Here is a 23564-nt window from a genome sequence, read left to right as displayed (position 1 = left end):
TTTAATTTTAAAATAGACCTGATACCCATTAATGCTTACCAATTTTTGCATATTTACCTATCACCCTAGCCTTTTGCCGAGCACCTGACTCTCTCAACTGTTTTTCGTAAGTATTTAACCCAAGATATGGTAATGAATGAGGACTACCGCCTATGGTTTTGGATAGAAAACAAGCCCAAATGAAAACAGGACTCAAGCTCAAATTCATCTTGGTGATACTTGTTACACCATTTAACCCAATGACATTAGGTACAAAGTCTGCTGGGTTAGCTCTCAGTGGCTGAACTTTCATGCCTAAGCGCTTTGCTTTAATGGATAAAATACCATAATTACCACCGGGGCTATGCACTGCCAATTCATGTCCGTCTAATCTTAGCTCAGGCCTTAGTCTTTTTACTTCCTCAATCGCAGAACGAAATATGATAGCTCCTTGACTATGAACAGTCCATTTCACTCGACGACGTTCACTTTGTGTTTTAATGATTAAAGAAGCAAGTTGCTTCGCATTTCTACTTTTGAATATACGGGTTTGATCAAAAACACACTCAGCCAAGTCAAAAATCCCTCCATCTGTAGGATTATGAAACAAATTATACCTAAGTATATTATCTTTTCTGTATGCGATATCCGTATGAACACCCATTAACTTTGAAGCTGTATTATAATCGTTATTCATACCATTTATAGTAACGTGATCACAATTAATTTTCGGAATGATATTGGCGCCTTTCCCATCCCAACTATTCAATGCAGACTGAATATCTTCGTTAGTACTTTTATCTTCTGAGTAACGAGCATTTGTTTCTTTCTTTATATCATATAACATAGTTCTTTGCTTTTTAGACTCTAACTTTGAACCATGCAGATTGCTATCTAACATAATCTCTTCGATAACTACAGAATCACCATCAGAAATACGATAAAGAATTAAAAAATGATAAGATCTAAAAGGATCAACATTCCTTGCCAAGCGCCAAAAAGGGTTTCTACTATGCTTAGTTAGACTTGCTCTTTTAGGGTTATCTATAATTTTATAAATATCTTTTATCACATTCTTTCGATCAAAATCTGTCATCGCCTGGATAACTAAAATCGCTTGTCTTGTGATTTTAACTTCTCTCTTATCTAATATTTTAGGATCAATATCTAACTGACGTAAAAAGTTACTAAATCTATTCAATACAACAACATCTCTAGCATTACTGTTTGTTGGCTTCTGGTTAAGTATTTCCCAAGTCATATTAAACTCCAAAATTAAAATAAGACAAACAATACTCAATATATTCTCTAATCTAAAGAGCAATTTTATTATTTTAGAGGGAAGCACTAAAAGTCATGTAACTTACCATTGCCACAGTTACACAAAAAACGAAAAAACAGCCTTATAACCTACATCTCCATATGAGCGACTTTCTCAATACCACAAATATCGTGTAAAATTCAAACTAAAGAACATCAATGAAATTTACAAACTCGCAACAAAAACACAACTCACGCTACATTACTAAAGGCAATCAACATGTAGGGGCGTGACATAATAAGATCTATATAGATAAAAAGGCATAGTAATGTCTCAATATTCATTCAAATTGACCAACTAAGTATTACAAAGAACAATAGGACAACATGTTTACACATCCAAACTCACAATAATGAAAACATTGATTGAAGAATTAACATTTTAACAATCATTACAACAATGTTAACTTTAGCCTCGTTGGTCGCGCTGGTGGTAAGCCTCTCATCAAGCCTATTGTCAGTTTTATATGGACGTTCGACCACCTCCAAAATGAATAGACACCCAATTTGGTGCCCTTTTTTCGCCCGTGAAAGCATTCTTCGCGGGCTTTTTTCTTTAAGTTAAGTATGAACGCTCTGGATCAACTTTTTTTTGCCAACCTTTCGGATTTGGAGGTAGTATGCGAATCAATAAGCGGAGACAGTGCTAGCAACTCTAAAACATTTTTTTCAAAGATTTCATCCGCGTGTCTTACCCAATCTAAAAGCTTTTTTTGAGCAAACATAGGCTCGATTTCATATAAAAATTCAATACTAAAGTAAAACTCATTTTTGATAGGCAAATTGTACACTCTTCGATAGTCTTTTTTATACTCCAAATTTCCTTCTACATATTTTGAAAATGTATTTTCACCAATCTTGATATCTTGGCATTTGATTGGAGGGTAACCACGAAGAAACTCTCCTACAAGGAACTCTTCTTTCGCTCTCTTTTTTTCTTCGTTTATCGGGTCCATTCCCCAACGATGATTTGCATACGCAATGGCATCATTCATCAACTCTGTATGATCACCTTTTTGAGAACCGTCAGGTGACTCTACAGCATGATAAAAATCCACGTACTCTTTCTCTATAAATGAAGATAGTTGATTAACACTAGTAATATATTTATCTGAAGATTTAATCCTTAACCGAATATATAAGCTACCTTGTTTATTGATTGGTAATAGTGGATTGATTATTTTATTTTGAAAAGAGAAATAAATCGTGGCCAAGTTTATAAACTTTTCATGCCGCTCTACTTTTGAATCAATATTGAATCGTTGTAATTCAATAAAATCTTGGTATACATGACCTTCATATATATTGTTCGGACATTCAAATGATAGTACTAAGTCATCTATCTGGAATACATTATGTAACAAGTGTGCAAAATCTGGTTTCCCTCTAAACCCATCTTTAAAGATTTTGATAAAATTCATATTTATATCTCTTGTTATTTAAATATGTATTGATATTTGTGATAAGCTCTATACTAAATCCATTGGCTTTATATGCGCCATGGCGTACAAAGGTAAATAGACATCCAATTTGATTCATTTTTCTCTCATGGCTACATACTTTGCTAGCTTTTCTTGACACTGACGCTGTGTTACTCAGCCTTAGTTTTTTCGTTCAATCCCTTTACTGCTTTGGCTGTATACGAGTCGATGAGCGGAGACAAATCCAGTAATTCCAATACTTTTTTTTCAAAGGTTTCATCCGCACTTCTCACCCAATCTAAAAACTTCTGCTTAGCAAACATCGATTCGTACTTATACCAAAACTCGATGCTCAGGTAGAATTCATTTTTTATGGGTAAATTGTATACTCTTCGTAATTCACTCTTATACTTAAGATTACCTTCTGAGTATTTTGAGTATTTGTTTTTTCCAACTTCAACTATCTCACACTTTATTGGTGGATAACCACTTAAGAAACCTCTAATTAAATATTCTTCTTTTTCTCTTTTTCGGTCTTCACTTTCTGGAATTTCTCCCCATTGTTTATTCGCACGCTTAGTCAATTCTTTCATCAAGTCTGTATGATACCCCCTCATAGAGCCTTCACTTTGCTCCGGGGCATGATAAAAATCATAATATTCTCTCTCTAAAAATGAGGACAATTGACTAATATTATCAATATCTTCTCCAGTAGATTTAACCCGTAGCCTAATATATAATCCACCTTGTTTGCTAATAGGAAGCAAAGGGTTTAATATTTTCTTCTGAAACAAAAAATATACCGTAGCTAACTTTACAAACCTTTCATGCCTCTCTATTTTTGATTCAACATCGAACTGTTCTAAATTAACAAGATCCTGGTATACATGTCCTTCATATATGTTGTTCGGACACTCAAATGACAGCACTAAGTCATCTATCTGGAACGCATTATGTAATAAGTCAGAGAAATCCGGCTTTCCTCTAAAACCATCTTTACACATTTTAATAAAACTCATATGTCTATCTCTTACTCTTCAAATATGCATCAATACCTTTAAACGAACGCCTGAAATATGAGTTCTAATTCAAGTAAAGGTAAGCCACATACTAAGGTATTATGAAGGTCAAAAAGGAGATCGGATCTTTTCAAAATTTTAAATATCTAACATCACCTCTACTTTACTGAAATCTACACTTTTAAAAGTTACATCCGCTCCATCCAGCAATAGCTCATCAAACACGCCAACTATTGATAATGAGCTTGAGGATCTGATCCCTACCCATGAAATGAGAAACAAAAAAGCCAGCCTTAAAAGGCTGGCAAGTAGAGCAACAAGGTCAGTGCTTACTGCTAGCTAACACCGAACTCGTATTGGATTCATTTTCGTCTGTTAGTCTCTTTTATCGGCGTTTATGACTTGCTTGCTTTCTCTTTGTGGCACGTTACCTTTACTAACTGTTCTTGCTCATCTTTAATGTTTTTCACGATACGCTCATCACGTGCGTGAATGGCATCCATGTTCATTTGCTGAATATCTGCTATAGCTTCATGTTTCATTTCAGAAAAGTCCTGACGTAAATCTGAGCTCCACTCCTCTTTGTCTAAAGTGTTAGCAGCAGCGATTGGTGATGACATTACAGCAATAAGACTTAGAGTAGATAGAAATACGCTTTTCATAATAAGCTCCTTGAGGATTAGCAGTTAATTTTAATTACAATTCATATATTGCACATACGATGCCAACTTTTATTTTGTTACTTTTCAATAACTTAAATAAAACCTCATATTCAACGTTATCTTCGTCTGGTAAATTTCGCTAACCAAGTGTCAAATTAACCATGCGAATTTAAAACATTAGAAACATATATATTAGAAATGCTTTGTCAGGCAGTTTTCTCATCAGATAATTACGTAACTGCCCACTAAAAAATCACTTTGAATCAAAATGCGGAAACAAAAAAGCAGCCCGAAGACTGCTCCTAATCGTTAATACCAAGCTTGTTAACTCGATACGCTTGCTTCAACGCTCGACGTCACTGGCGACTTTCTGAAACGATTAATCAAACGATGGATAAACCTCTTAATCGATCTGAAAATATTTTTAATATCTTCAAGCATTAAATACAAACAAGGCACCAACACTAAAGTCAGAACCGTTGCGTACAACACCGCAAAGCCCAAAGCGACAGCCATCGGTATGACAAAACGCGCCTGCAAACTCGTTTCAAACATTATCGGCAATACACCCGCAAACGTCGTTATTGAGGTGAGCGTGATAGCTCGAAAACGAGCACAACCCGCCTCAACAACCGCTTGTTTGATGTTCATACCCTTTTCTCTCACTTGGTTTACGTAATCTGTCATAACCAGAGAGTCGTTAATAACCACGCCAGCAGCGGCGATCAAACCAAATGTCGACATCATACTGATGTCTAAACCTAGCCAGAAATGGCCCCAAATCGCCCCCGTCAGACTAAACGGAATAACGGACATTACAATCAAAGGTTGGGTATAACTTTTTAACGGTACAGCTAACAAGATGTAGACGATGATCATGCCAGCAATAAAGAACAAAATCTGTTCATTACGCTGCGCAGCCTGCTCTTCAATATCACCGCCCAATTCTGTTTTCACAGTTGGGAAGGCTTGCTTCATGTCCGGTAAGATATTGTCGTCAATGACCTTAACGATTTCTTGAGGTTCAACCAATTCTTCGTCTATGGAACCATAGACATAAACGGTTTGATACCCGCCTTCACGTCGAATGCTACTCACGCCCGGCTGCTCATTGATCTTCACCACATCACCCAACATGACCTTCTTACCTGCTGGTGTGGTAATCACAGCGTAACGCAATGATGAGAATGCTTCACGCGTCAATTGCGGGTAACGCACCATAACTTTAATTTCTTCACCATCACGAATAATGCGCTGTGCTTCGCCACCATAAAAGCTGCCACCAACTTGCTCTGCGATCATGGTGAGATCCAGACCGAGATCGTACGCTACAGGCGCAAGAGACAGGAGTACTTCTTTGCTTCCAGAATCAATAGAAGATGAAATATCATATAACCCTTCTTCCTGCTGTAAACGCTCTATCAAGTAACGCCCAGCCTCGTTGAGCTCATTGATGTTAGAACCAAACAACAAGTAGCCAAACTCATCTCTGTCACCACCACCCGCACTCTGCTCGCGGATTTTGATGCTCTTCATACCTGGAATAACAGGCATAGCTTCACGCCAACGTCGAGCCAGTTCAAATGTATTGAACGGGCGTAACTCTTCATCAACCAGAGGTACTAATACACGACCTTCGGTGCGGCTTCTGTTGTACGACAGCACATCACGAATCATTCCTTGACCATGTTCTGCAATGGTCTCAGATTCGATCTTTTGCATGACACGTTCAATAGTCTTGAGTGCACTGATTGTCTGCTCACTTGAAACGGTATCATTCATTTCAATAGTGATCGCAGGATAGTCAGTCGGCACTTTAGGGTTAGGGATCACCCGAACATAATTCGCGTTGATCAAAGCCGCGCTGATCAGCAGTAAACCACAGAACACCGCAAATACTGTCCAGCGCCAATGGGTGCATGTTGTTACAAAGTTCCGATATGGACCATTTACAAAACCAAAAAAACGTTGGTTAAATCGGTCACGCCAACCACCTGGTTTAACTGGCTTAAAATGAGTATGCGCAAGGTGTGCAGGAAGGATCAGCTTCGATTCAATCAAACTGAAGATCAAACAAAGAATCACGACCCCCGCGATACCATAAAAGAAGGCACTATCAATACCGCTAGACAACAAGAAAGGGGCAAACACCGCAATTGTGGTTAACACACCGAAAGTGGCTGGTGTGGCAACACGTTTTACACCACGAACCACGTTTTCGACGCCACCGCCTTTTTCTTCAATTTCGCTGTAAGCGCTCTCTCCCATCACGATGGCGTCATCAACTACAATACCGAGCACCATAATGAAGGCAAAAAGAGACACGATGTTTACCGTGATTCCTAATGCAGGCATCATCATTACGGCACCGAGAAAACAGACAGGTAGCCCAATCATTACCCACATAGCCAAGCGGAAACGTAGGAAAATGGTCAGCATAATCGCGACTAATGCAGCGCCTTGCAGCAAATTTTTCAACATCATGTCGAGACGCCCATTTAAATAATAAGTCGTATCAACTAAGACTTTGAGCTTAACATCCTGCGGTAATGTCTTGTTTTTTGCTTCAATATAATTACGAACGGACTGTGCAACAGGGATAATGTTCTGGTCACGAGTTGCTTCAACAGACATGTAGATCGCATTCTGACCTGAGTATTCAAAGTAGCGCTCTTCTTCCGTAAAGCCATCTTTTATTGTGGCAATATCTTGCAACAGAACCTTTGCACCATTTGCGCCAAGCTTTACAGGAATATTTCTAAACTCATCACCACGGTAGTATTGGTTTTCAATCCTTACTGCAATCATCCCTGAGTTTGTTTTTACTTCGCCCGCAGAAAAGTTGGCTGAGTAACGGCTGATCGCGCTGCTGATATCGCTCAACGTCAGGTCGTATTTACGAAGAACAAGTGGGTCAACTTCAATCGCTATTTCTTCTTCTGGCGCACTCAGATACACCAGCATGACGTTTTCTAACTGAAGTAATTCATCTTCGATTTGCTTAGCAAGCGGTTTAAGCTCCTCGAGCGGTCGGTCCCCAACTAACCCCATTTCGATTACATCTTGGCGCCATTCAACTTGGTAGACATTGATTGGTTCCATACCCGCTGGTAAGTTAGACAAGGTATCAATACGTTGGTTTACATCATCTAAGACACGCTTGATATCGGCATTAACGTCTACCTCGATGGAAACATACGCGCTACCTCTAGAGGCCGTTGAGACTGCTTTTTTAATCCCGGTGACGTCTTTAATCGATTCCTCGACCTTAACGAGAATACTCTCTTCTATCTCTTGAGGAGAAGCGCCAGGATAAGTCGCACGAACATCAATGTAGTTCACCTCAATATTCGGAAACATCTGCCTTTGAATAAAGAGAAAACTCACCACACCCATGATAATGATGAACACCATCAAAAGGTTGGCAGCGACGGGGTTATTCGCAAAATAGGCAATCAAGCCCTTTTGTTTAGTATCTTCCATGACAAACTCCTACTTACTGTACGACGGTTTCGGAGTCGTCACTCTTTTTTGCGATTTGTACCGCCATGCCTTTTTGAGGGTACTCTGGTAAGGTCAGTACCAACTTATCACTTTGCTCTAAACCTTCGCCCACCAGCAAAAACTCACCTTCTGCTCTCAAAACCGTGACAGTTCTGGGTTGAAGTTGATTATCGCCATTCACCACCCACACGGTACGGTTTTTAACTAATTCCTGTGGTAAGCGATAGATATGCTTAAGTTCCTTACCAGTGAAGCTCACTTCAACGTAGGAGCCGAATTTAATTGGAGGCTGCTGGTTATCGACACCGTATGGGTCCGCGATTTGAATGACCATGTTAATCATTCGGGTAGCACTATCAATCATGCCTAAATCACGAACTACTCGACCTTCTCTAGTGGTAGAAAACACACCTTGCTGCGTCACTGTCGCAGTGAGTTCACCAATGGATTCGGGTAAAAATGCACTATCAAAACCTGCAATGGGTACGTGCACCTCTGCCACTTCGATGTTGTTTAACGTGGCAACTCGAGAACCAGATGTAACAAATTGACCAACACCAATATCACGCTCAACAACCAGCGCATCGTAAGGTGCAACGACTTTGCAATTTTCTAACTCTCTTTTTGCTCGTTTGAGTGCCGCTTGAGCCGACTTCACTTGGGCTTGTGCGCTCAAAACGTGAGGTTTGCGTAAATACAGATCCGTCACTTGCTTATCGCTCAGTCTCTTTGCCTGACGTTTTGCCACTTCGGCTTTCGCTTGTTCCTCAATCAAGTTTGCGCGTGCACTAGCTAAATCGGCTTCAGCTTGTAAAACCGACGCTTCATAGTTGTCGCTTTCAATTGTGAAAAGAACCTCTCCTCGTTTCACGATGCCACCCGTTACAAAATTCGGGTGCCAACTTATCACTTCACCACTGACTTGCGCGGAAAGGTGTGTTTTTTCAAAAGGGACTAATTCACCGTGACTGGTAATCACCACTTTGTGATCAGTAGGAAAAAGAGAAGAAGCCTGAACAGTAGGTTCTGTAATTGCATCTTTGGTTGACTCTTTTTCCGGCGCAGTTGCGGCAATTGCAGCATATCCTGCATAAGAGCCTCCAACGACGACGAAGGGTAAAAGCCAACGTAATATGGGTTTTGCTAACATCGAAAATCCTTTTTTATTGTTGTTTTCAACACCACACTTTTATTCAGTCCATTGCTCCCGGTAAGCATGGTGGTGAGAGAATTGAATTTGAATAAACATCAAAGCGGCGCTTGCCTAGTCTTTTAAGCAGCGAACTAGATAGTTATTGCCAATTCAAAGTTAATAAAATTAACAAAAAATTAACCAACTGCGCAAGTTGCTCTGACTTAACTTTTATTCTAAACAGCAAATGATATGCCAAGCATTTATTTATTAAAAATCATATGGTTATATAAAAACCATTATTTTATCCAGTGTGCTATTGGTCATAATCACCAGATATTAGTGATTATGACCAATACGGCCATAATGATAATTAAAATAAATGATTATCTGCGCTCTAAAAGTTGAACTTAGTGCAGGCTCTATGGCAATTCATTGATTAATCGCTCGTTATCAAACGGTTCTGGGTGCATGTGGCGTCAGCTTAAGTCTATAATTTGGAGTAGGTAACACTCTGTAAGACAAGGAAATGTGCTTTGTTACAAACGCTCGCCAAGTTGCTCTTCCCCTCGCTGCTCACTATTTTATCGGCATGCTCATCCGTATCGTTGAATGACGCCAGTGAAAAGTCCACCAGCTTTCAGCTCGGTTATCAAAAGGATTCTGTTCTTGCGCAGTACTTTGAAGCTTACGGGAGAGACCCTAAGTCCATAACTGGCTTTGCACCGTTAAATCAGGGACACGATGCCCTTCTTGCTCGAACCTCTTTGATCGAGTCCGCCCAGAAAAGCCTTGATCTTCAATACTATATTTACCGTGGTGACGAAACGAGTCAGCTAATAACGTGGCGCTTGTATGAAGCGGCAAAGCGTGGTGTTCGAGTAAGGCTGTTGCTTGACGATATGCAAAAGCGAAACGACGATGTGATGGCTGCCCTCAATGCACATCCTAATATAGAAATCCGCTTATTTAACCCGCATCAGTATCGCGACTCCCGTTGGTTCGCTCTTGCTAGCGATTTTGAACGCCTTAATCGTCGTATGCACAATAAGTCTCTGATTGCAGACAGTGTTTCCGCCATTGTCGGAGGTAGAAATATCGGCAATGAATACTTCTCTTTTGAATCGCAAGTTGAGTTTGGTGATTTTGATCTTCTGCTCTATGGTGAGGCGGTACAACAAACTGCCGATCAGTTCGACCTCTACTGGAATAGCGCCTATTCGATACCAATGGAATGGATTACACCGAATTCACAGCAAATTACCGACCAAGCGATTCAAAAGCAGGTCAATAAACTCCGGTTAGAGGAAAAGTTTTCAACCGGCCGCTATGACTTCACTCAACTGGATATGTACCAAGATCTAAAACAAGGCAAACTCAAGCTCTACTGGGGAGAAGCGAAAGTATGGTTTGATCTGCCCGATAAAGTCGCGACCCGAGAGAGCCAACTTATTGATAATTTGTCGGAATTGGTTAAAAGTGTTGAGGATTCATTTGTGCTCATTTCTCCTTATTTCGTTCCAACTGAAGTAGGTACTCAAGCATTAAGTAACGCGGCCAAGCGAGGCGTTGATATCACGATTGTGACCAATAGCCTCGCGTCTAACGATGTGTTTGCCGTGCATGGTTGGTACGCAAAATATCGAAAAGATCTACTCGAAGCTGGAATAAAGCTTTGGGAAGTAAAAGCGAGCGCGAAACTCAAAAGTAAGTGGAGCCTCACGGGGAGTAGCAGAGCAAGTTTACACGCTAAAGCAATGACGATTGATAACAAAACACTTTTCGTTGGTTCGATGAACTGGGACCCACGTTCGGCCGCTTTGAATACCGAAATGGCCGTTGTTATCGAACAGCCAGAATATGTGCAAATGTTTCTAGAACAACTGCCGAGTCAACTGTCGAGTAACGCCTATGCCTTAACTCTGCGCGACGGCGACATTGTCTGGACCGACGTAAAAACAGGCGAAGAATACGACTCCGAACCAGAAGCAGGAGTATGGCGAAAAATGGGCGCTTGGTTCTCCGGAATATTACCGATTGAAGATCAGCTATAACAGCTGCCAATACTGCAAACCTCCCCAGTCAAGCAAAACAAAATGGACGCTAGTTTTTTGGGCTAGGGGCGCAACCAACATAAGGAAGTTCAATGCCAGCGCAATGGAATGAATACTATCAGAAAATTTTAAGCCAACCTCACCGCCCAAACGTGGAAAATGCCGTAAACCGACTTAAGATAGAGGGCAAAGTCGCTCTCGATATTGGCTGCGGAATAGGTCGAGACAGCCACTTTCTACTCGAACAGGGATTTAAGGTTCACGCATGTGATAGCAATGAAGATGCAGTAAAAACTTGTTTAACACGCTTTGAAGGTAATAAGCGATTTTCGGTTTCGCAGTGCTGTTTTACTGAATTTAATTACCCTCAGTGCAGCTTGGTTATCGCAAATGCCAGTTTGTTCTTTTGCCCTGACACAGGCTTCAAACAAGTCTGGAAAAAAATAGACAGCGCATTACAACCGGGCGGTATCTTCTGCGGCGATTTCTTGGGAGTGAAAGACTCCTGGGTTACCTCCGAAATGCACCCAAACATTACCGCATTAACAAAAAAGGAAGTGGAAAGCTTATTCGAAGGTTACGACCTCATTTCATTGCATGAAAGAGATGAAGACGGGACCACTGTAGTCGGAAGCCAAAAACATTGGCACATGTTTAGTGTGACCGCTCGAAAGCGCTAAAAATGGTCTCTCAGTAAAGAAAGCAGCACTTCAAATCAGTGCTGCTATCAGAGATTAATTGACGGGATACACCACTTCAAAACGCTCTAAAACCAGCGTACGTTTCTCATGCCAATCGATGTTCAACTCATCGCATTCAGCTTTAAAAAATGCAGTATGAGCATCACGCCACCAGTTTAAGGTTCTATCACCTTCGCCTTCTGCGTAGGCAAACTCTGCGGTTACATTCTCATATTTGCATGTACTTACGTCAGTAATTCGTATCACGCAAACCGGGTCCCCATCCCAATTCGTCACTACTTGTAAATGACCGACTTGGGGCATGGTTTCACCATGTTCTCGATACCAAAGCTCCAAACTGCACGATGCAGTTTTCTGTCCAATACGAACCAAGTCTGCGCATACATTCGCGTTGTATTCATCGGCACAATAATAGTCAGCACTGACTGATGGTACTGCTTCCCTTTGTTCTGGTGATAATAATTCTAGGAATTGTTCTAAGTAATCCTTAGCTCGCGCGTCCATGCTCACTCCATTAATCATAAATTCGCAAGGAGGATAAAAGATATCACAACAAATAACCACCAGGAACAAACTGAAAAACAACAAGAATATGACTTCTACGAAGACGACTGTTATTTCTTTTGTAATAACTTTGCTAAACGTTTGTGCTATTTGCTATTGTTGCATGGTCTATCTGTACTCTTCTCGTGAAAGGACGTTATATGCGCTTATTTATTGGTATTTTTTTCTCGCTGATACTTGCCTTGCCAACAATGGCATCGGAGGAAAAGTATTCAGAATCGGATCTGTTAGATAGACCATTAATGGAACGCTATATTTTAGATGAACTAAAAGCGCTGCGTCAGGACTATCAAAGCCTAGAAAAGCGAATGATCACAGAGATCACCGATCGCGAGCTAACGGTCGCAGATAAATCGTTGAACTATGCCAACGTGACCGTTACATACTTCTTCTACATCATTGCTGGTGTCGCATCTCTGATTGCCTTTGTCGGATGGCAATCTCTGCGTGAGTTTAAACACAACACCAAAGAGATGGCTGATAAACGATTGGAGAAGATCGCCCAAGAATACGAGAAAAAGTTTGTCGCCCTTGAGCGAGATTTAAAACGCAAAACTCGCATTATCAGTGAAAACAACAAAGAGATTGAGAAAATCAACGAGATCCATAACTTATGGCTACGTGCACAAAGCTCTCAAACTCCAGAACAACGTATTGAAATCTATGATGAAATCTTATTAATTCGTCCAGGTGATTTAGAAGCGTTGACTTACAAAGCCGACGCAGCGATGGAAATCAACGAATACCATTGGGCACTTAGCATTTGTAACCGCGTACTTGAAGTCGATTACACCAACGGCCCTGCACTGTATCAACGCGCGTGTGCATACTCTCGCCTTGGTATCGAAGAGCAAGCTATTGAAGACTTGGAACGCGCAATTGAATACAGCCCATCCATTCGTGATTTACTTGCCGAAGAACGAGACCTCGAATTGCTGCACGGTAATGAGCGTTTTGAAAAGCTCTTACATCTAGCAAGCGAATAATGGAATAAACAGCATGAGCAGCCACTTTAATCTAGAAGACGCTAGCCAAGTATTGGTTGGCGCTTTTGCCCTAGCAGTCCCGATCTCATTTTCGGAGGAAGCGTGGCGATTGGGTGAGAGCCTACCAATGGCAAACTTGCTCATGCTGTTAAGTCTTTCTGTCATTTTCCTCAGTTTTTTCGCGTATCAAAGCGTGTTTCAAAGCCACATCAAGAATCGCGTATCCATCTTTATTTTTCGTGTGGTTATCGCGTACCTCATTGCGGCCGTTGTGGTAGCGTTAGTTCTTTTCTGTCTTGATAAGCTGCCACTCATGAATGAGCCTTTGGTTGCGATAAAGCGCGTTATCGTCATCACAATGCCTGCTTCGATGGGCGCGATCGTAGTCGACAGTTTCGACAAAGAATAGAGATAATCGCTACTCTTCTTCTAACGTTAAGTTCGACCCCGAGTGGTCTTTCCCTAATACATCTTCTGGGTTTCGCAGTGCGCAGGTTTCTAACGACAAGCACCCGCAGCCAATGCATCCGCCTAAATCGTTTTGCAACGCTTTAAGTTTTTGAATCTTTTGTTCTAACTGTTCATGCCAATGGCTTGCCATTTCTTCCCATTGCGCTTTGTTAGGGGCTTGGTGTTTCGGCAGTTCATCTAACGCATGTTTAATTTCTTCTAACGACAACCCAACTTGCTGCGCTGCTTTGATCACCGCAACACGGCGCAACACACTGCGATGGTAGCGACGCTGATTACCTTGATTTCTCCAACTCGAAATCAGTCCTTTTTGCTCGTAAAAATGTAGGGCAGATACTTTCACTCCAGAACGTTTTGCCACTTCTCCTACGCTGATTTCCATCCTTGATTCCCTGTGTATCAATTTTGTTAAAAAAATGCTTTACCTCAAGTTTACTTGAGGTTTTAAAGTTGCACCATCTTAATTAACGCTAAACCCCGGCGATCTCAAGATAATGTGTTCAGCGCGAACGACTTGGTTGTTAAACACAAGACAGTTGGACATCAACCTTTTGAAATCCATCGGGAGTTAGAGGCAAACATAATGAAAAATAAAACTCAGCCGTACTTAGCTGGCCGCTTCTTCGACAGCATTTCCTCTGGCTTATTCATGATGGCACTGCCATGGGTCATGCTTTCCGAACCTAACATGGGTACATTCGTCGCTTTAGTTTCTCTGAGCTGCACCGCGATTTCTTTTCTGGCTACGCCTTTCTTTTCCACTTTAATTGACCGACATTCACGCAAAGTACTACTCGTGCTCAATCAATGGATTCAATCGGGTATGGCTTTGGTGGTGTTCATTGCTTATTGGTTAGGGTTTGAGTCACACTGGTTGCTGGCTTTTGCGCAACTGGTGTATTGGGTTTCGAGTAATTTTGCATGGACGACCAACAACGCCTTCACCCAAGAAAATTATCAGCACCATGAGTATGCGAAAATTTCGGGTCAGCAAGAAATTGTAATGCAATCCACAACCCTCGGAGCTGGCGCGTTGGGTATTGTTTTGCTTGAAATGTGGGGTATGAAAGAGTTTGCTTTGTTTGCGGCCAGCGCCTCTGCATTAGCAGCGATGTTCTATATTCTGACGCCTTATACCCAACAATTAAGGGCGTCAAAATCCGTTGCTTTCATCGCGCAACTCAAAGAGAGCAAACAAATATTCCGTCTGGAACCCCGATTTTATGGCTTTATTCTGCTCTCTTGCCTCTCTTATCCTGCATTGACGTATTTGAGCAAACTGGTGCCGATTTGGTTTTCTGAACAAGGCATCTCTGGCGATTGGTTTGCAGGGTTCAACATCAGTTTTGGCCTCGGCTCGTTGCTAACCGGCTTTATTGTCACCAAAGTGCTAAGCCGTGCCTCCCATAGCCACATTATGTTCGCTTCGATGGTTATGGTCTCTTTTGCGCTTATCGGGATGAGTTTTGCGATGAACCCGCTGACCATCTTATTGTTTACGGCGCTGTTTGGCGTATTTAACGCGCTAAATCGCATTGCGAGAGTCAACTGGATGCATCACACCGTAGCGGTTCATCAACGAGGTCGCGTCGATGGCGGCATCAGCATGTTTGCCACCACCATTCAATCTCTCAGTTACGTCCTGATTGCAATATTGAGTCATTACGAACTAACACAATACGGTTTTGCAATCGCAGCCGCTGTCATGGTATTGGCAGTGATTTTGATGGGATTACTCAGCCGAGACGTCGAGCCGTTTAACGACCTGCCCCTTCATGCAGCAGCAAAGTGAAGCATAGAAATTGAGAAGTTGAGAAATTGAAAAAGCGAGATAGGAAGGCAACCAACATCGTCTTCCTATTTTTTACGCTAGCACTTTTGCCTCTATCGCTTATCAGCAAGGTTGGGTATTCTGAGGTGACCAACATAAGCAGAGAGAAATCGCAGTGAACTTAAGGCAATTAGAAGTCTTTTACGCCATTATGCAAGCAGGAACGGTGTCAGGCGCGGCTCGCTTACTGCACGTTTCCCAACCTAATGTCACTCGAGTTCTCGCCCATACAGAACAACAACTGAGCTTCGCTTTATTTGAGCGTGTAAAGGGCCGTCTCGTTCCAACTCAAGAAGCCAAAGCCTTATTGCCAGAGGCTGAAAAAGTCTATCAACAACTCGGACAATTTCGCTCTCTGACCAACAAAGTCAAACAGGGAACTCAACATTTACGAGTTGGTGCTCCGCCTGTTTTGGCCGCACACTTGTTAACGCCGACTGTCGCGTTGTTGTCGAAAGAGCACAGCATCTCCTTTGAGCTCTTAACGGCCAATCGCGATGAGCTGTGCTCAGGTTTACTGAAACATGAGTTGGATGTCGCCATTGCGTTCGGTGAAGAAACGCCACCAGCGATCATGGGACACATGTTATTAAAAGAAAACTTGGCGCTAATTGCCCCTAAAAGCGCAGCGATACCCACAGAAAAAACCGTCACTTTAGAAGAACTCATCAGTCACGATTTACCCATTATCGGTTTAGATAGCCGAGATCCTCTGGGCTTATTGCTGCATCAAACCTTATCGGCGCGTGACGAGCATTATCAACATGCCATTACCGTCCGCAGCTACTCCGCGGCGGCTGAACTGGTGAAAAACGAAGCAGGATTCGCGATTGTAGACCCTTGGACTGCAAAACAATATCGCCAAGATAATGCCGTTTCCGTGCATGCTTTGGAGCCAAATATGTCCTTCTCTGTCTCTATTTTATTCGCAGAGCACACACCTCAATCCATTGCGACAAAGCAATTTATCACCGCCCTAAAACAACAGATGGTTTAAAGGTATAACCTGAAGTTATACCTGCCTAACAAATAAGCATTCGGTTTCCTAAATCAGTCTGGCTAAATTAATGAGCAATAACGATGACGAAGGGAACCATCATGCAAATTGCTCAACCTTACCTACTTTTTCTTGGCGATGTAACCGATCCACTTGCAGCAAAAACCGCGCGTGGCATTTACCAATGGCGACCTGAGATTTGCCTTGGCCAAATCCGCCTGACGCCAGAAACCGTATCGCTTGGTTTAACCGACATGACAATACAACAAGCGCAGCAGCAAGGAGCAAAAACGCTGGTGCTCGGCACGGCAAATCCAGGAGGCGTCATTCCCGAAGCTTGGCAAGCAACCTTACTTGAAGCGGCAGAGATGGGATTTGAAATTGCATCGGGCATGCACCAACGTTTGGCGGAATTTGCTCCTCTTGCCGATCTAGAACAACGCGGATTAACCAAACTGTATGATGTTCGTCATTATGATGCCCCGCTCAAGGTCGGCAATGGCAAAGCTCGCGCAGGCAAGCGAGTACTTACTGTAGGGACAGATTGCTCCGTTGGCAAAATGTACTCTGCCCTTGCCATTGAGCATGCATTGAAGCGTAAAAACTGTCGTGCAGAGTTCAAAGCAACGGGTCAAACCGGAATTCTCATCGCAGGCAGTGGCATTTCGATTGATGCCGTAGTTGCCGATTTTATCTCCGGCGCAGTAGAAGCGATCAGCCCTGAGTTCACCGATCACGATTGGGACATCATCGAAGGGCAAGGTTCATTGTTTAACCCTTCGTTTGCTGGCGTAAGTTTGGGCTTACTTCACGGCGCACAAGCTGACGCTCTGATACTGTGCCATGAGATTGGTCGCCCGCACATCCGCAACTTACCACATGCGAGCTTGCCAACCATTGAACAAACGATAGAAGCGAATCTGGCCGCTGCTCGCCTAACAAATCCAAACGCTCAATTAGTGGGTATTTGCTTGAACACTTCGGCGGTCAGCGAAGAAGATGCAGCCCAGTTATGCCAGGATTGGAGCGACAAATACCAAGTGCACGTCACCGACCCTGTACGTTTTGGCGTTGATGCGGTTGCAGATAGGCTCCTTACGATTTAAGAAACATTTACGGTTTAGAAAATAACTGCGGTTTAGGGAAAACTAGTGAGATGAAAATTCATGTAGAACCTGTCACGCTTGCCATGGCGACACCATTTCGCATCTCTCGCGGCAGTCGGACAGAGTGCCACGTAGTCCGAGTGACAATTGAACATCGAGGCATGACAGCCCAAGGTGAATGCACGCCATACCCTCGTTATGGTGAATCGGTTGAATCGGTGATTAAGGCGATTTCTCACGCCGCACATGAACTGCAAAGTTTGTATGCCAAAGGCGAAGCTGATGTCATGGTTCTCAAAAGCCAGCTTCAATCGTTATTGCCCGCGGGGGCGGCAAGAAATGCATTGGATTGCGCCCTTTGGCATCTTCACGCGCTTTTGAGCCACAAGCAACAGGTTCACGACCTCTTTACGTTACCAGAGGCGATTGTGACGGCGATGACGGTTTCTATCGACACGCCGCAAGCGATGGCAAAACAGGCGCAAGCTTACGTTAGTCAAGGCGCAAAACTGCTAAAGGTAAAACTGGATGGTGAACACGTACTTGATCGCGTTGCAGCAGTACGCGATGCTGCGCCGCAAGCGCAAATTGTTTTAGATGCGAATGAAGCATGGCAAGGCCTCGACCTCGCGACGGTATTTGCTCAACTCGAACCGCTAGACATCACCATGATCGAACAACCGTTGCCACAAGACTGCGATGACGTACTCGCCAGCATTCCGCACCCCATTCCACTTTGCGCCGATGAAAGTTGTCACACCAGAGAGCAATTGCATCAACTGCTTGGAAAATACGAGATGGTGAATATTAAGCTAGATAAAACTGGCGGGCTCACTGAAGCACTATTATTAGCCGACGACGCCCAAAAACTCGGTTTTAGCCTCATGTCCGGTTGTATGTTGGGGACGTCGCTGGCGATGCGAGCCGCGTTACCTATTGCAGCTCAGGCGAGCGTTGTCGATCTTGATGGCCCGGTGTTGCTCGGACAAGATGTAACGCCAAGCTTGGTTTATCGCGACGGCGAAATCGTTCTTTCCAAATAGCCTAAACAATCCAGAGGTTTTGCTCCAAAAGTCAGAACCTCTGAGTTTATGATCTCAATAAAAAAACAATCAGCTCCATCATGAAATAAGTCACATAAATTATATGGTTATTGAGGCATGCTAAGATTCCAGTAGTCCAAGAAGGTGATCTTATGCATCGAGTCATCCGGAAAATGACGTGGAAAACGAATAGGCGGTAATCCCGCCCTACTCCAATGCAGTGCGTGGGTTTCTATAACAACCCACTTCCTAGCAATTCGTAGGTTTTTCACGCCATCTTGCAAGGAGGCTCTATGCCTATCAATAAAATACGCAATATCGCTTTTGTCGGTCAAACCGGGACCGGTAAAACCACGCTAATAGAAAAACTGCTCTTCACCTGCGATGCCACGCACCATTTAGGCAGCGTAGAAAAAGGCGATACCGTTACCGACTTCGACCCTCAATCCATCCAATATCAACACAGTATTGAAGCAACGCCAGTCGCACTGCGCTGGAATAAACACCGGCTCAATATCATCGACACTCCGGGACAAAACGAGTTACTTGGCCGTACTATCAGCGTTTTTCCTGCCGTTGAAACATCTGCCCTTGTCATCGACCCTCAAACCCCACTTAACCAAACTTCCGATCGCTTATTCACCTTTGCTAAAGAGCAGCAAAAATGTCAGATGATCATCATCAATAAGCTCGATAACCACGGTAATCAGTTAGAAAGATTGATGGAGAACATCGTTGAGCATTTTGGGGACCACTGCTTGCCGATCAACTTACCTTCGGCTGACGGGGAATCTGTAGTTGACTGCTATTTCGAACCAGAATTGGGACGAGAAACCTTACTTGCAACGGTAGATGAAGCTCATGAGACCTTAATTGACCAAGTCATCGAAGTCGATGAAGAACTGATGGAACTGTATCTGGAACAAGGCTCCGAACTCACCGCAGAGCAACTGCATGATCCGTTTGAAGAAGCACTGAGAACTGGACATGTGATTCCGGTCTGTTTTGTCTCAGCACAAACCGGCGCGGGCGTCGAGTTGCTGCTGCGCACCTTGGCGGAGATCATGCCCATGCCAAACGAGGGTAACCCTCCTCTACTGGAAAAGAACGGCAAAAAAATCAAAGTAAATTGCGAAACCTTAGAGCACACCGTCGCACACGTGTACAAAGTCAGCGTCGACCCATATATGGGAAAACTTGCCTACTTACGTGTGTATCAGGGTGAAATCAATGCGGGCAGCCAGCTTTATATTGGCGAAAGCAACAAGGCATTTAAAGTTGGGCACTTATATCAACTGCAGGGCAAAGATAGAACCGAGATCCCTCGCGCGCTTGCAGGCGACTTCTGCGTTTTAGCCAAAGTGGATGATCTCGAATTCGATTCAATCGTTCATGACTCTCACGAAGAAGATGGAGTTCAACTCAAAACGTTGGACCTTCCTGACTCCATGTATTCTTTGTGCTTGAAGCCTCTTAAGCGTGGAGATGAGCAAAAATTAGGAGATGTGCTGAATAAAATTGCCAGTGAAGATCCTTCGCTGCGCATCGAACATCGCGCTCGCACCAACGAAACCATCATCAGCGGCCAAGGGGAGTTTCACCTCAAAGTCGCATTAGAAAAGATGGCGAACGTGTACAAACTGGACGTCGAAACCTGCCAACCAAGCGTCGAATACTTTGAAACCATCACCAAACCTGCCGAAGGGCATTATCGACACAAAAAACAAAGTGGCGGTGCAGGCCAGTTTGGTGAAGTGCAATTGAAGGTTCGTCCACTCGAACGTGGTGCCGGATTTAAGTTCATCAACAAAGTAGTGGGTGGCGCCATTCCAACCGCGCTCATTCCTGCTGTTGAAAAAGGTATTTTGCAAGCGTTAGAGGAAGGCGCGATTTCTGGCAACCCAATTAAGGATGTGGAAGTCACCGTTTATGACGGTAAATATCACTCCGTCGATTCGAAAGAAATTGCGTTTGTCATCGCAGGTAAGAAAGCCTTTTTAGATGCGATTAACAACGCAGATCCTATTGTGCTAGAACCCATTGTCCAGATGGAACTGCACATCCCAACCGCGAACGTTGGCGATGTTTCTGGAGATTTATCTGGAAACCGAGGCTTAATCGAAGGCACCGAGCCAATCGACAGCAGCTTCACCTTACTCAGAGCCAAGTCACCTGTAAACGAGCTGCAAGATTACGCTCGTCGATTACGCTCTATCACTGGTGGTGAAGGCAGCTTTAGTATGACCTTAAGCCATTACGAGCCTGCGCCACCAGCAGTGCAAAAACAGGTCTGCCAAGGCAGTACACAACAAGGTTAATTCCCTAAGATTCAAATCAATCACATAAACAAAAAAGCGCCCTCATTTTGAGGGCGCTTTTAGGTAAAAGAAAAATTATTTATCGAGAGACAAACCTATCTGACTGATTTTGCTTTCAAACTCTTCGATGCTGTTCGCTTTGTAAGTCGGAGCACCGTTAAAGTAGCGCGGTTTCTCTGGCAGCATCGCATTTTTCAGCTCTTGTTCTTGATCGATATTGTCATGGTAAACCGTTACACGATTTGGAATATCCTGCTTCATTACAGCCATTTTGGTTCTCCTTTATTAAGACGAATAGTAAGCGTAGAACGAATTTATCGGAGTACAGGCGTAACTGTGTAAAATTTAGACACCAACGACAAAATCATATTTAAACAGTTGCATTTAATATTTTTGAGGCACTTTGTCGTGGCTATTGGCAAACGTGAGTGCAGCGATTAAGGTGAGCTCTCTCTACATGAAGACAGGAAGTCCGGTGTCGCAGCAAGAACTCAACCAAATGGGCAGTGCCAAAGTTTTTCTCATCGAAAAAGATGGCGTCCAAGTAATAGAAAAACGTAACCCTACTCAAATAGAAGTCGCGTTTTATCAACGCTATGCCGAACAGTTTAACGCGCTTGGAATACACGTACCGCGCTTGATTCAATTCGACGACCAGAAAAACGTTCTGCACATTGAATACGTTCCCCACGCAGTCGAGCAAGCATTCTTACTTGAAGATGATCGAGTCATTGAACAACTCGTCAAACTGCACCAACTTCCACCAACATCAGATGGTGTTTATCACCGCCACCAGTGGACACCACAAGCGACTCAACAAGCACTCGCTACACTTGAACTGGGCTCAGAGACAGAGCAGTTCTTCCACAACCTCCAACAACGATCGGCGCATCTTTTCGATGGACAGAACTTGATCTCCGGAGACTCGAATGCTGGAAACTGGGGACAGCGCGAAAATGGCGAGCTGGTGCTGTTCGACTGGGAACGCTTTTCTACAGGGCATGTCGCGATAGATTTAGCGCCGCTCATCGAGGGCATGGGCACATTTGATGATTACTTGAACGTAGCAGGCAAGTATATAGAGTGCGCAGAGAAAGGTGAAACAACAGAATTGGCGCGCGATATCGGACTAGCAAAAGCGTGGATCGTTGTCGAGGTAGTCAACATACTGGTCTCCAGAGAGAATCCGCAGACCAGCAAATATTTGGACTGGTTTCGGCAAACCTTGCCGCAATGGGCCAAAAGCCTTAGCGCTCAGGTGATGAGTTAGGCTCTGAGATTTGATATAAACGCCTTTCAGGTTCTGCGCATGAGGTTTCACAATTGCACACCTTGTCAACGCCGACATTATTCAAACCACCACAACTCCCTTGAATGCGCTTGTTGTGAAAAATGACGCCAAGTGACATCAACAAAATGATTGCGAGAAAACCAAGAAAGGTAAATAACCAAACCATATTAACCTGCCTTATTAGCCATCGACTCTAGCTTAAGTATAGCAGGGCTAGATGTTGCTTTGAGTAGCGCTTTAGGTCTTGCCAACAAGGAGGGTTTTGATTTTCGGCCACCACAACCACAGGAGCCGCAGCCGCCTTTTTGTTGGTGAACACTTTTCTTATGATTGTTTGATGGGCGTCCTTGAGAGGGCTCAATCAAAGGCTCTCTTGGAACCGCAAGCACATCTTCCAAGGAACTACGAGTAGACAGCCTAAATACTGGCGTGCCACTGCTAAGTAGCTTTGCCAATACACGTTCACCAATATTTCGCACAAGAACAGCATCCACATTGTACCCTTGTAGAGACTGAATCAACTGAGACTTCGCATTGCAACCCGCTTGTGGCATAGAAGCAATGTTCGCTAAGTTTTTTAGCATACCGTCAGTATCAGAATAAATAGCGATGTATGGTGCTTTTACAAAGTGGTTTGCCACCCGCTCACCATCATTAGGAATAGCATAAATCATAAGTTTGACTCCTCATTCGGAAAAACTAATGCATGACCTTCAACTAAACTTTTTGCGACTTTCAATCTTGCACTTTTTACTGTGTTACCAAAAGTTTGTCTAGAAACGCCCATCTGCTCCGCAGCTTGCTGCTGGCTAAGCCCCTCTAAGTCGGCTAAACGTAGCGCTTCTAACTCTTCTGCTAATATGGCGACTTGCTCCAACTGATTAAATGGAATGCCATTGGGCTTAAAGCAGTGGTGAGCCGCACGTCCGCATATTCGTCTTTCTATCTTTGGTCTTGCCATCATTGTCCCTCAAAAACACAGAGTCAAATTACGCCTTAAACTGGCATATGCCAATAACATTTTTAGCATATGCCAATAAACTAAGTTTGCAAAAATCAACACGACAAATACGTAATACATCAGCATTAATTAGACATCTAATAATTTAGGAATTTTGATGACAAACGAACAAAAAGATCAATTCTAATTAACCGGATAATAAAA

The 23564-nt window shown here is 43.2% G+C and carries 22 protein-coding genes; 10 read left to right on the top strand and 12 right to left on the bottom strand.

Features of this window, described 5'->3' with window-relative positions; genetic code table 11:
- Positions 1-28: 28 nt before the first annotated feature.
- The 6 genes from R7070_RS00955 to R7070_RS00930 form a co-directional block, all read right to left on the bottom strand.
- On the bottom strand, positions 29-1240 hold the full coding sequence (locus tag R7070_RS00955) for a hypothetical protein (RefSeq protein ID WP_250156853.1): 1212 nt from the start codon (positions 1238-1240) through the stop codon (positions 29-31).
- Positions 1241-1880: 640 nt separating this feature from the next.
- Positions 1881-2720, bottom strand: a complete 840-nt coding sequence (locus tag R7070_RS00950; protein WP_256900368.1) for a DNAase — start codon at positions 2718-2720, stop codon at positions 1881-1883.
- 170 nt (positions 2721-2890) lie between these two features.
- Entirely contained in the window at positions 2891-3739 is an 849-nt protein-coding gene (locus R7070_RS00945; RefSeq protein ID WP_256900367.1) for a DNAase, read from the bottom strand.
- A gap of 395 nt (positions 3740-4134) precedes the next feature.
- The gene (locus R7070_RS00940) at positions 4135-4401 is read right to left on the bottom strand and encodes a hypothetical protein (protein ID WP_005373876.1); all 267 of its coding nucleotides are present in this window, start codon (positions 4399-4401) and stop codon (positions 4135-4137) included.
- 324 nt (positions 4402-4725) lie between these two features.
- Entirely contained in the window at positions 4726-7884 is a 3159-nt protein-coding gene (locus R7070_RS00935; protein ID WP_053304607.1) for an efflux RND transporter permease subunit, read from the bottom strand.
- 13 nt (positions 7885-7897) lie between these two features.
- Positions 7898-9055, bottom strand: coding sequence for an efflux RND transporter periplasmic adaptor subunit (locus R7070_RS00930; RefSeq protein ID WP_025767993.1), 1158 nt, complete (start codon positions 9053-9055; stop codon positions 7898-7900).
- Between the two features lie 518 nt (positions 9056-9573).
- Between R7070_RS00930 and R7070_RS00925 the strand changes: the two genes are divergently transcribed.
- Together R7070_RS00925 and R7070_RS00920 are read left to right on the top strand one after the other, a co-directional pair.
- Positions 9574-11091 (top strand): phospholipase D family protein, encoded by a 1518-nt coding sequence (locus tag R7070_RS00925; protein WP_053304608.1) that lies wholly within the window; start codon positions 9574-9576, stop codon positions 11089-11091.
- A 92-nt stretch (positions 11092-11183) separates the two neighbouring features.
- Positions 11184-11771, top strand: coding sequence for a class I SAM-dependent methyltransferase (locus R7070_RS00920; RefSeq protein ID WP_256900366.1), 588 nt, complete (start codon positions 11184-11186; stop codon positions 11769-11771).
- A gap of 54 nt (positions 11772-11825) precedes the next feature.
- Here R7070_RS00920 and R7070_RS00915 read toward each other — a convergent pair whose 3' ends face one another.
- Positions 11826-12296 (bottom strand): ASCH domain-containing protein, encoded by a 471-nt coding sequence (locus tag R7070_RS00915; RefSeq protein WP_017819794.1) that lies wholly within the window; start codon positions 12294-12296, stop codon positions 11826-11828.
- A 200-nt stretch (positions 12297-12496) separates the two neighbouring features.
- Here R7070_RS00915 and R7070_RS00910 point away from each other — a divergent pair, with 200 nt between their 5' ends.
- Both R7070_RS00910 and R7070_RS00905 read left to right on the top strand, forming a co-directional pair.
- Entirely contained in the window at positions 12497-13342 is an 846-nt protein-coding gene (locus tag R7070_RS00910) for a tetratricopeptide repeat protein (RefSeq protein WP_005373890.1), read from the top strand.
- 13 nt (positions 13343-13355) lie between these two features.
- Complete coding sequence (locus tag R7070_RS00905) at positions 13356-13751, top strand: DUF2391 family protein (RefSeq protein ID WP_005373896.1); 396 nt, start codon at positions 13356-13358, stop codon at positions 13749-13751.
- A 9-nt stretch (positions 13752-13760) separates the two neighbouring features.
- Here the strand turns inward: R7070_RS00905 and soxR are convergent, their stop codons facing one another.
- A complete protein-coding gene (gene soxR, locus R7070_RS00900) occupies positions 13761-14195 on the bottom strand; it encodes a redox-sensitive transcriptional activator SoxR (RefSeq protein ID WP_005373898.1) in 435 nt (144 codons plus the stop codon).
- A gap of 201 nt (positions 14196-14396) precedes the next feature.
- On the opposite strand from soxR, the gene R7070_RS00895 reads away from it, so the two are divergent.
- From R7070_RS00895 to fusA, 5 genes are all read left to right on the top strand, one after another.
- Positions 14397-15605, top strand: coding sequence for an MFS transporter (locus tag R7070_RS00895; RefSeq protein ID WP_158173371.1), 1209 nt, complete (start codon positions 14397-14399; stop codon positions 15603-15605).
- A 154-nt stretch (positions 15606-15759) separates the two neighbouring features.
- Complete coding sequence (locus R7070_RS00890) at positions 15760-16641, top strand: LysR family transcriptional regulator (protein WP_042523297.1); 882 nt, start codon at positions 15760-15762, stop codon at positions 16639-16641.
- Positions 16642-16742: 101 nt separating this feature from the next.
- On the top strand, positions 16743-17747 hold the full coding sequence (dgcN, locus tag R7070_RS00885) for an N-acetyltransferase DgcN (protein ID WP_318141092.1): 1005 nt from the start codon (positions 16743-16745) through the stop codon (positions 17745-17747).
- A gap of 50 nt (positions 17748-17797) precedes the next feature.
- A complete protein-coding gene (gene dgcA, locus R7070_RS00880) occupies positions 17798-18790 on the top strand; it encodes an N-acetyl-D-Glu racemase DgcA (protein ID WP_256900365.1) in 993 nt (330 codons plus the stop codon).
- 293 nt (positions 18791-19083) lie between these two features.
- Positions 19084-21108: an elongation factor G gene (gene fusA, locus R7070_RS00875; RefSeq protein ID WP_029853012.1), complete on the top strand. Its 2025-nt coding sequence runs from the start codon at positions 19084-19086 to the stop codon at positions 21106-21108.
- A gap of 75 nt (positions 21109-21183) precedes the next feature.
- Here the strand turns inward: fusA and R7070_RS00870 are convergent, their stop codons facing one another.
- A complete protein-coding gene (locus tag R7070_RS00870) occupies positions 21184-21378 on the bottom strand; it encodes a hypothetical protein (RefSeq protein ID WP_005373920.1) in 195 nt (64 codons plus the stop codon).
- A gap of 187 nt (positions 21379-21565) precedes the next feature.
- On the opposite strand from R7070_RS00870, the gene R7070_RS00865 reads away from it, so the two are divergent.
- Positions 21566-22378, top strand: a complete 813-nt coding sequence (locus R7070_RS00865; RefSeq protein WP_213867563.1) for an aminoglycoside phosphotransferase family protein — start codon at positions 21566-21568, stop codon at positions 22376-22378.
- On the opposite strand, the gene nqrM is transcribed toward R7070_RS00865, so the two are convergent.
- Genes nqrM through R7070_RS00850 form a run of 3 tightly spaced genes read right to left on the bottom strand, consistent with a single transcriptional unit; the run spans position 22356 to position 23360 of the window.
- Positions 22356-22565 carry a (Na+)-NQR maturation NqrM gene (gene nqrM / locus R7070_RS00860; RefSeq protein ID WP_017635136.1) on the bottom strand — a complete coding sequence of 70 codons (210 nt, stop codon included), beginning with the start codon at positions 22563-22565 and terminating at the stop codon, positions 22356-22358. The two genes, R7070_RS00865 and nqrM, sit on opposite strands and share 23 nt — an antisense overlap.
- 1 nt (position 22566) lies before the next feature.
- Positions 22567-23073: a NifB/NifX family molybdenum-iron cluster-binding protein gene (locus R7070_RS00855; protein WP_151515793.1), complete on the bottom strand. Its 507-nt coding sequence runs from the start codon at positions 23071-23073 to the stop codon at positions 22567-22569.
- Positions 23070-23360, bottom strand: coding sequence for a DUF134 domain-containing protein (locus R7070_RS00850; RefSeq protein WP_213970407.1), 291 nt, complete (start codon positions 23358-23360; stop codon positions 23070-23072). Before R7070_RS00850 ends, R7070_RS00855 begins: the two co-directional genes overlap by 4 nt.
- Positions 23361-23564 lie beyond the last annotated feature (204 nt).

This window comes from Vibrio sp. 1557, assembly GCF_033340175.1.
Lineage (GTDB): Bacteria > Pseudomonadota > Gammaproteobacteria > Enterobacterales > Vibrionaceae > Vibrio > Vibrio alginolyticus.
The sequence above is the reverse complement of the archived record's forward strand: the minus strand, read 5'-3'. Positions and strand labels throughout refer to the sequence as shown.

Bases quoted from the DNA above. Each gene is read 5' to 3' on its own strand.
- R7070_RS00950 (WP_256900368.1), bottom strand. From the start codon at position 2,720: ATGAATTTTATCAAAATCTTTAAAGATGGGTTTAGAGGGAAACCAGAT.
- R7070_RS00895 (WP_158173371.1), top strand. From the start codon at position 14,397: ATGAAAAATAAAACTCAGCCGTACTTAGCTGGCCGCTTCTTCGACAGC.
- R7070_RS00855 (WP_151515793.1), bottom strand. From the start codon at position 23,073: ATGATTTATGCTATTCCTAATGATGGTGAGCGGGTGGCAAACCACTTT.
- dgcN (WP_318141092.1), top strand. From the start codon at position 16,743: ATGCAAATTGCTCAACCTTACCTACTTTTTCTTGGCGATGTAACCGAT.
- nqrM (WP_017635136.1), bottom strand. From the start codon at position 22,565: ATGGTTTGGTTATTTACCTTTCTTGGTTTTCTCGCAATCATTTTGTTG.
- R7070_RS00920 (WP_256900366.1), top strand. From the start codon at position 11,184: ATGCCAGCGCAATGGAATGAATACTATCAGAAAATTTTAAGCCAACCT.
- R7070_RS00940 (WP_005373876.1), bottom strand. From the start codon at position 4,401: ATGAAAAGCGTATTTCTATCTACTCTAAGTCTTATTGCTGTAATGTCA.
- R7070_RS00910 (WP_005373890.1), top strand. From the start codon at position 12,497: ATGCGCTTATTTATTGGTATTTTTTTCTCGCTGATACTTGCCTTGCCA.
- R7070_RS00865 (WP_213867563.1), top strand. From the start codon at position 21,566: ATGAAGACAGGAAGTCCGGTGTCGCAGCAAGAACTCAACCAAATGGGC.
- R7070_RS00850 (WP_213970407.1), bottom strand. From the start codon at position 23,360: ATGGCAAGACCAAAGATAGAAAGACGAATATGCGGACGTGCGGCTCAC.
- dgcA (WP_256900365.1), top strand. From the start codon at position 17,798: ATGAAAATTCATGTAGAACCTGTCACGCTTGCCATGGCGACACCATTT.
- R7070_RS00905 (WP_005373896.1), top strand. From the start codon at position 13,356: ATGAGCAGCCACTTTAATCTAGAAGACGCTAGCCAAGTATTGGTTGGC.
- R7070_RS00935 (WP_053304607.1), bottom strand. From the start codon at position 7,884: ATGGAAGATACTAAACAAAAGGGCTTGATTGCCTATTTTGCGAATAAC.
- R7070_RS00870 (WP_005373920.1), bottom strand. From the start codon at position 21,378: ATGGCTGTAATGAAGCAGGATATTCCAAATCGTGTAACGGTTTACCAT.
- R7070_RS00955 (WP_250156853.1), bottom strand. From the start codon at position 1,240: ATGACTTGGGAAATACTTAACCAGAAGCCAACAAACAGTAATGCTAGA.
- R7070_RS00930 (WP_025767993.1), bottom strand. From the start codon at position 9,055: ATGTTAGCAAAACCCATATTACGTTGGCTTTTACCCTTCGTCGTCGTT.
- R7070_RS00945 (WP_256900367.1), bottom strand. From the start codon at position 3,739: ATGAGTTTTATTAAAATGTGTAAAGATGGTTTTAGAGGAAAGCCGGAT.
- soxR (WP_005373898.1), bottom strand. From the start codon at position 14,195: ATGGAAATCAGCGTAGGAGAAGTGGCAAAACGTTCTGGAGTGAAAGTA.
- fusA (WP_029853012.1), top strand. From the start codon at position 19,084: ATGCCTATCAATAAAATACGCAATATCGCTTTTGTCGGTCAAACCGGG.
- R7070_RS00915 (WP_017819794.1), bottom strand. From the start codon at position 12,296: ATGGACGCGCGAGCTAAGGATTACTTAGAACAATTCCTAGAATTATTA.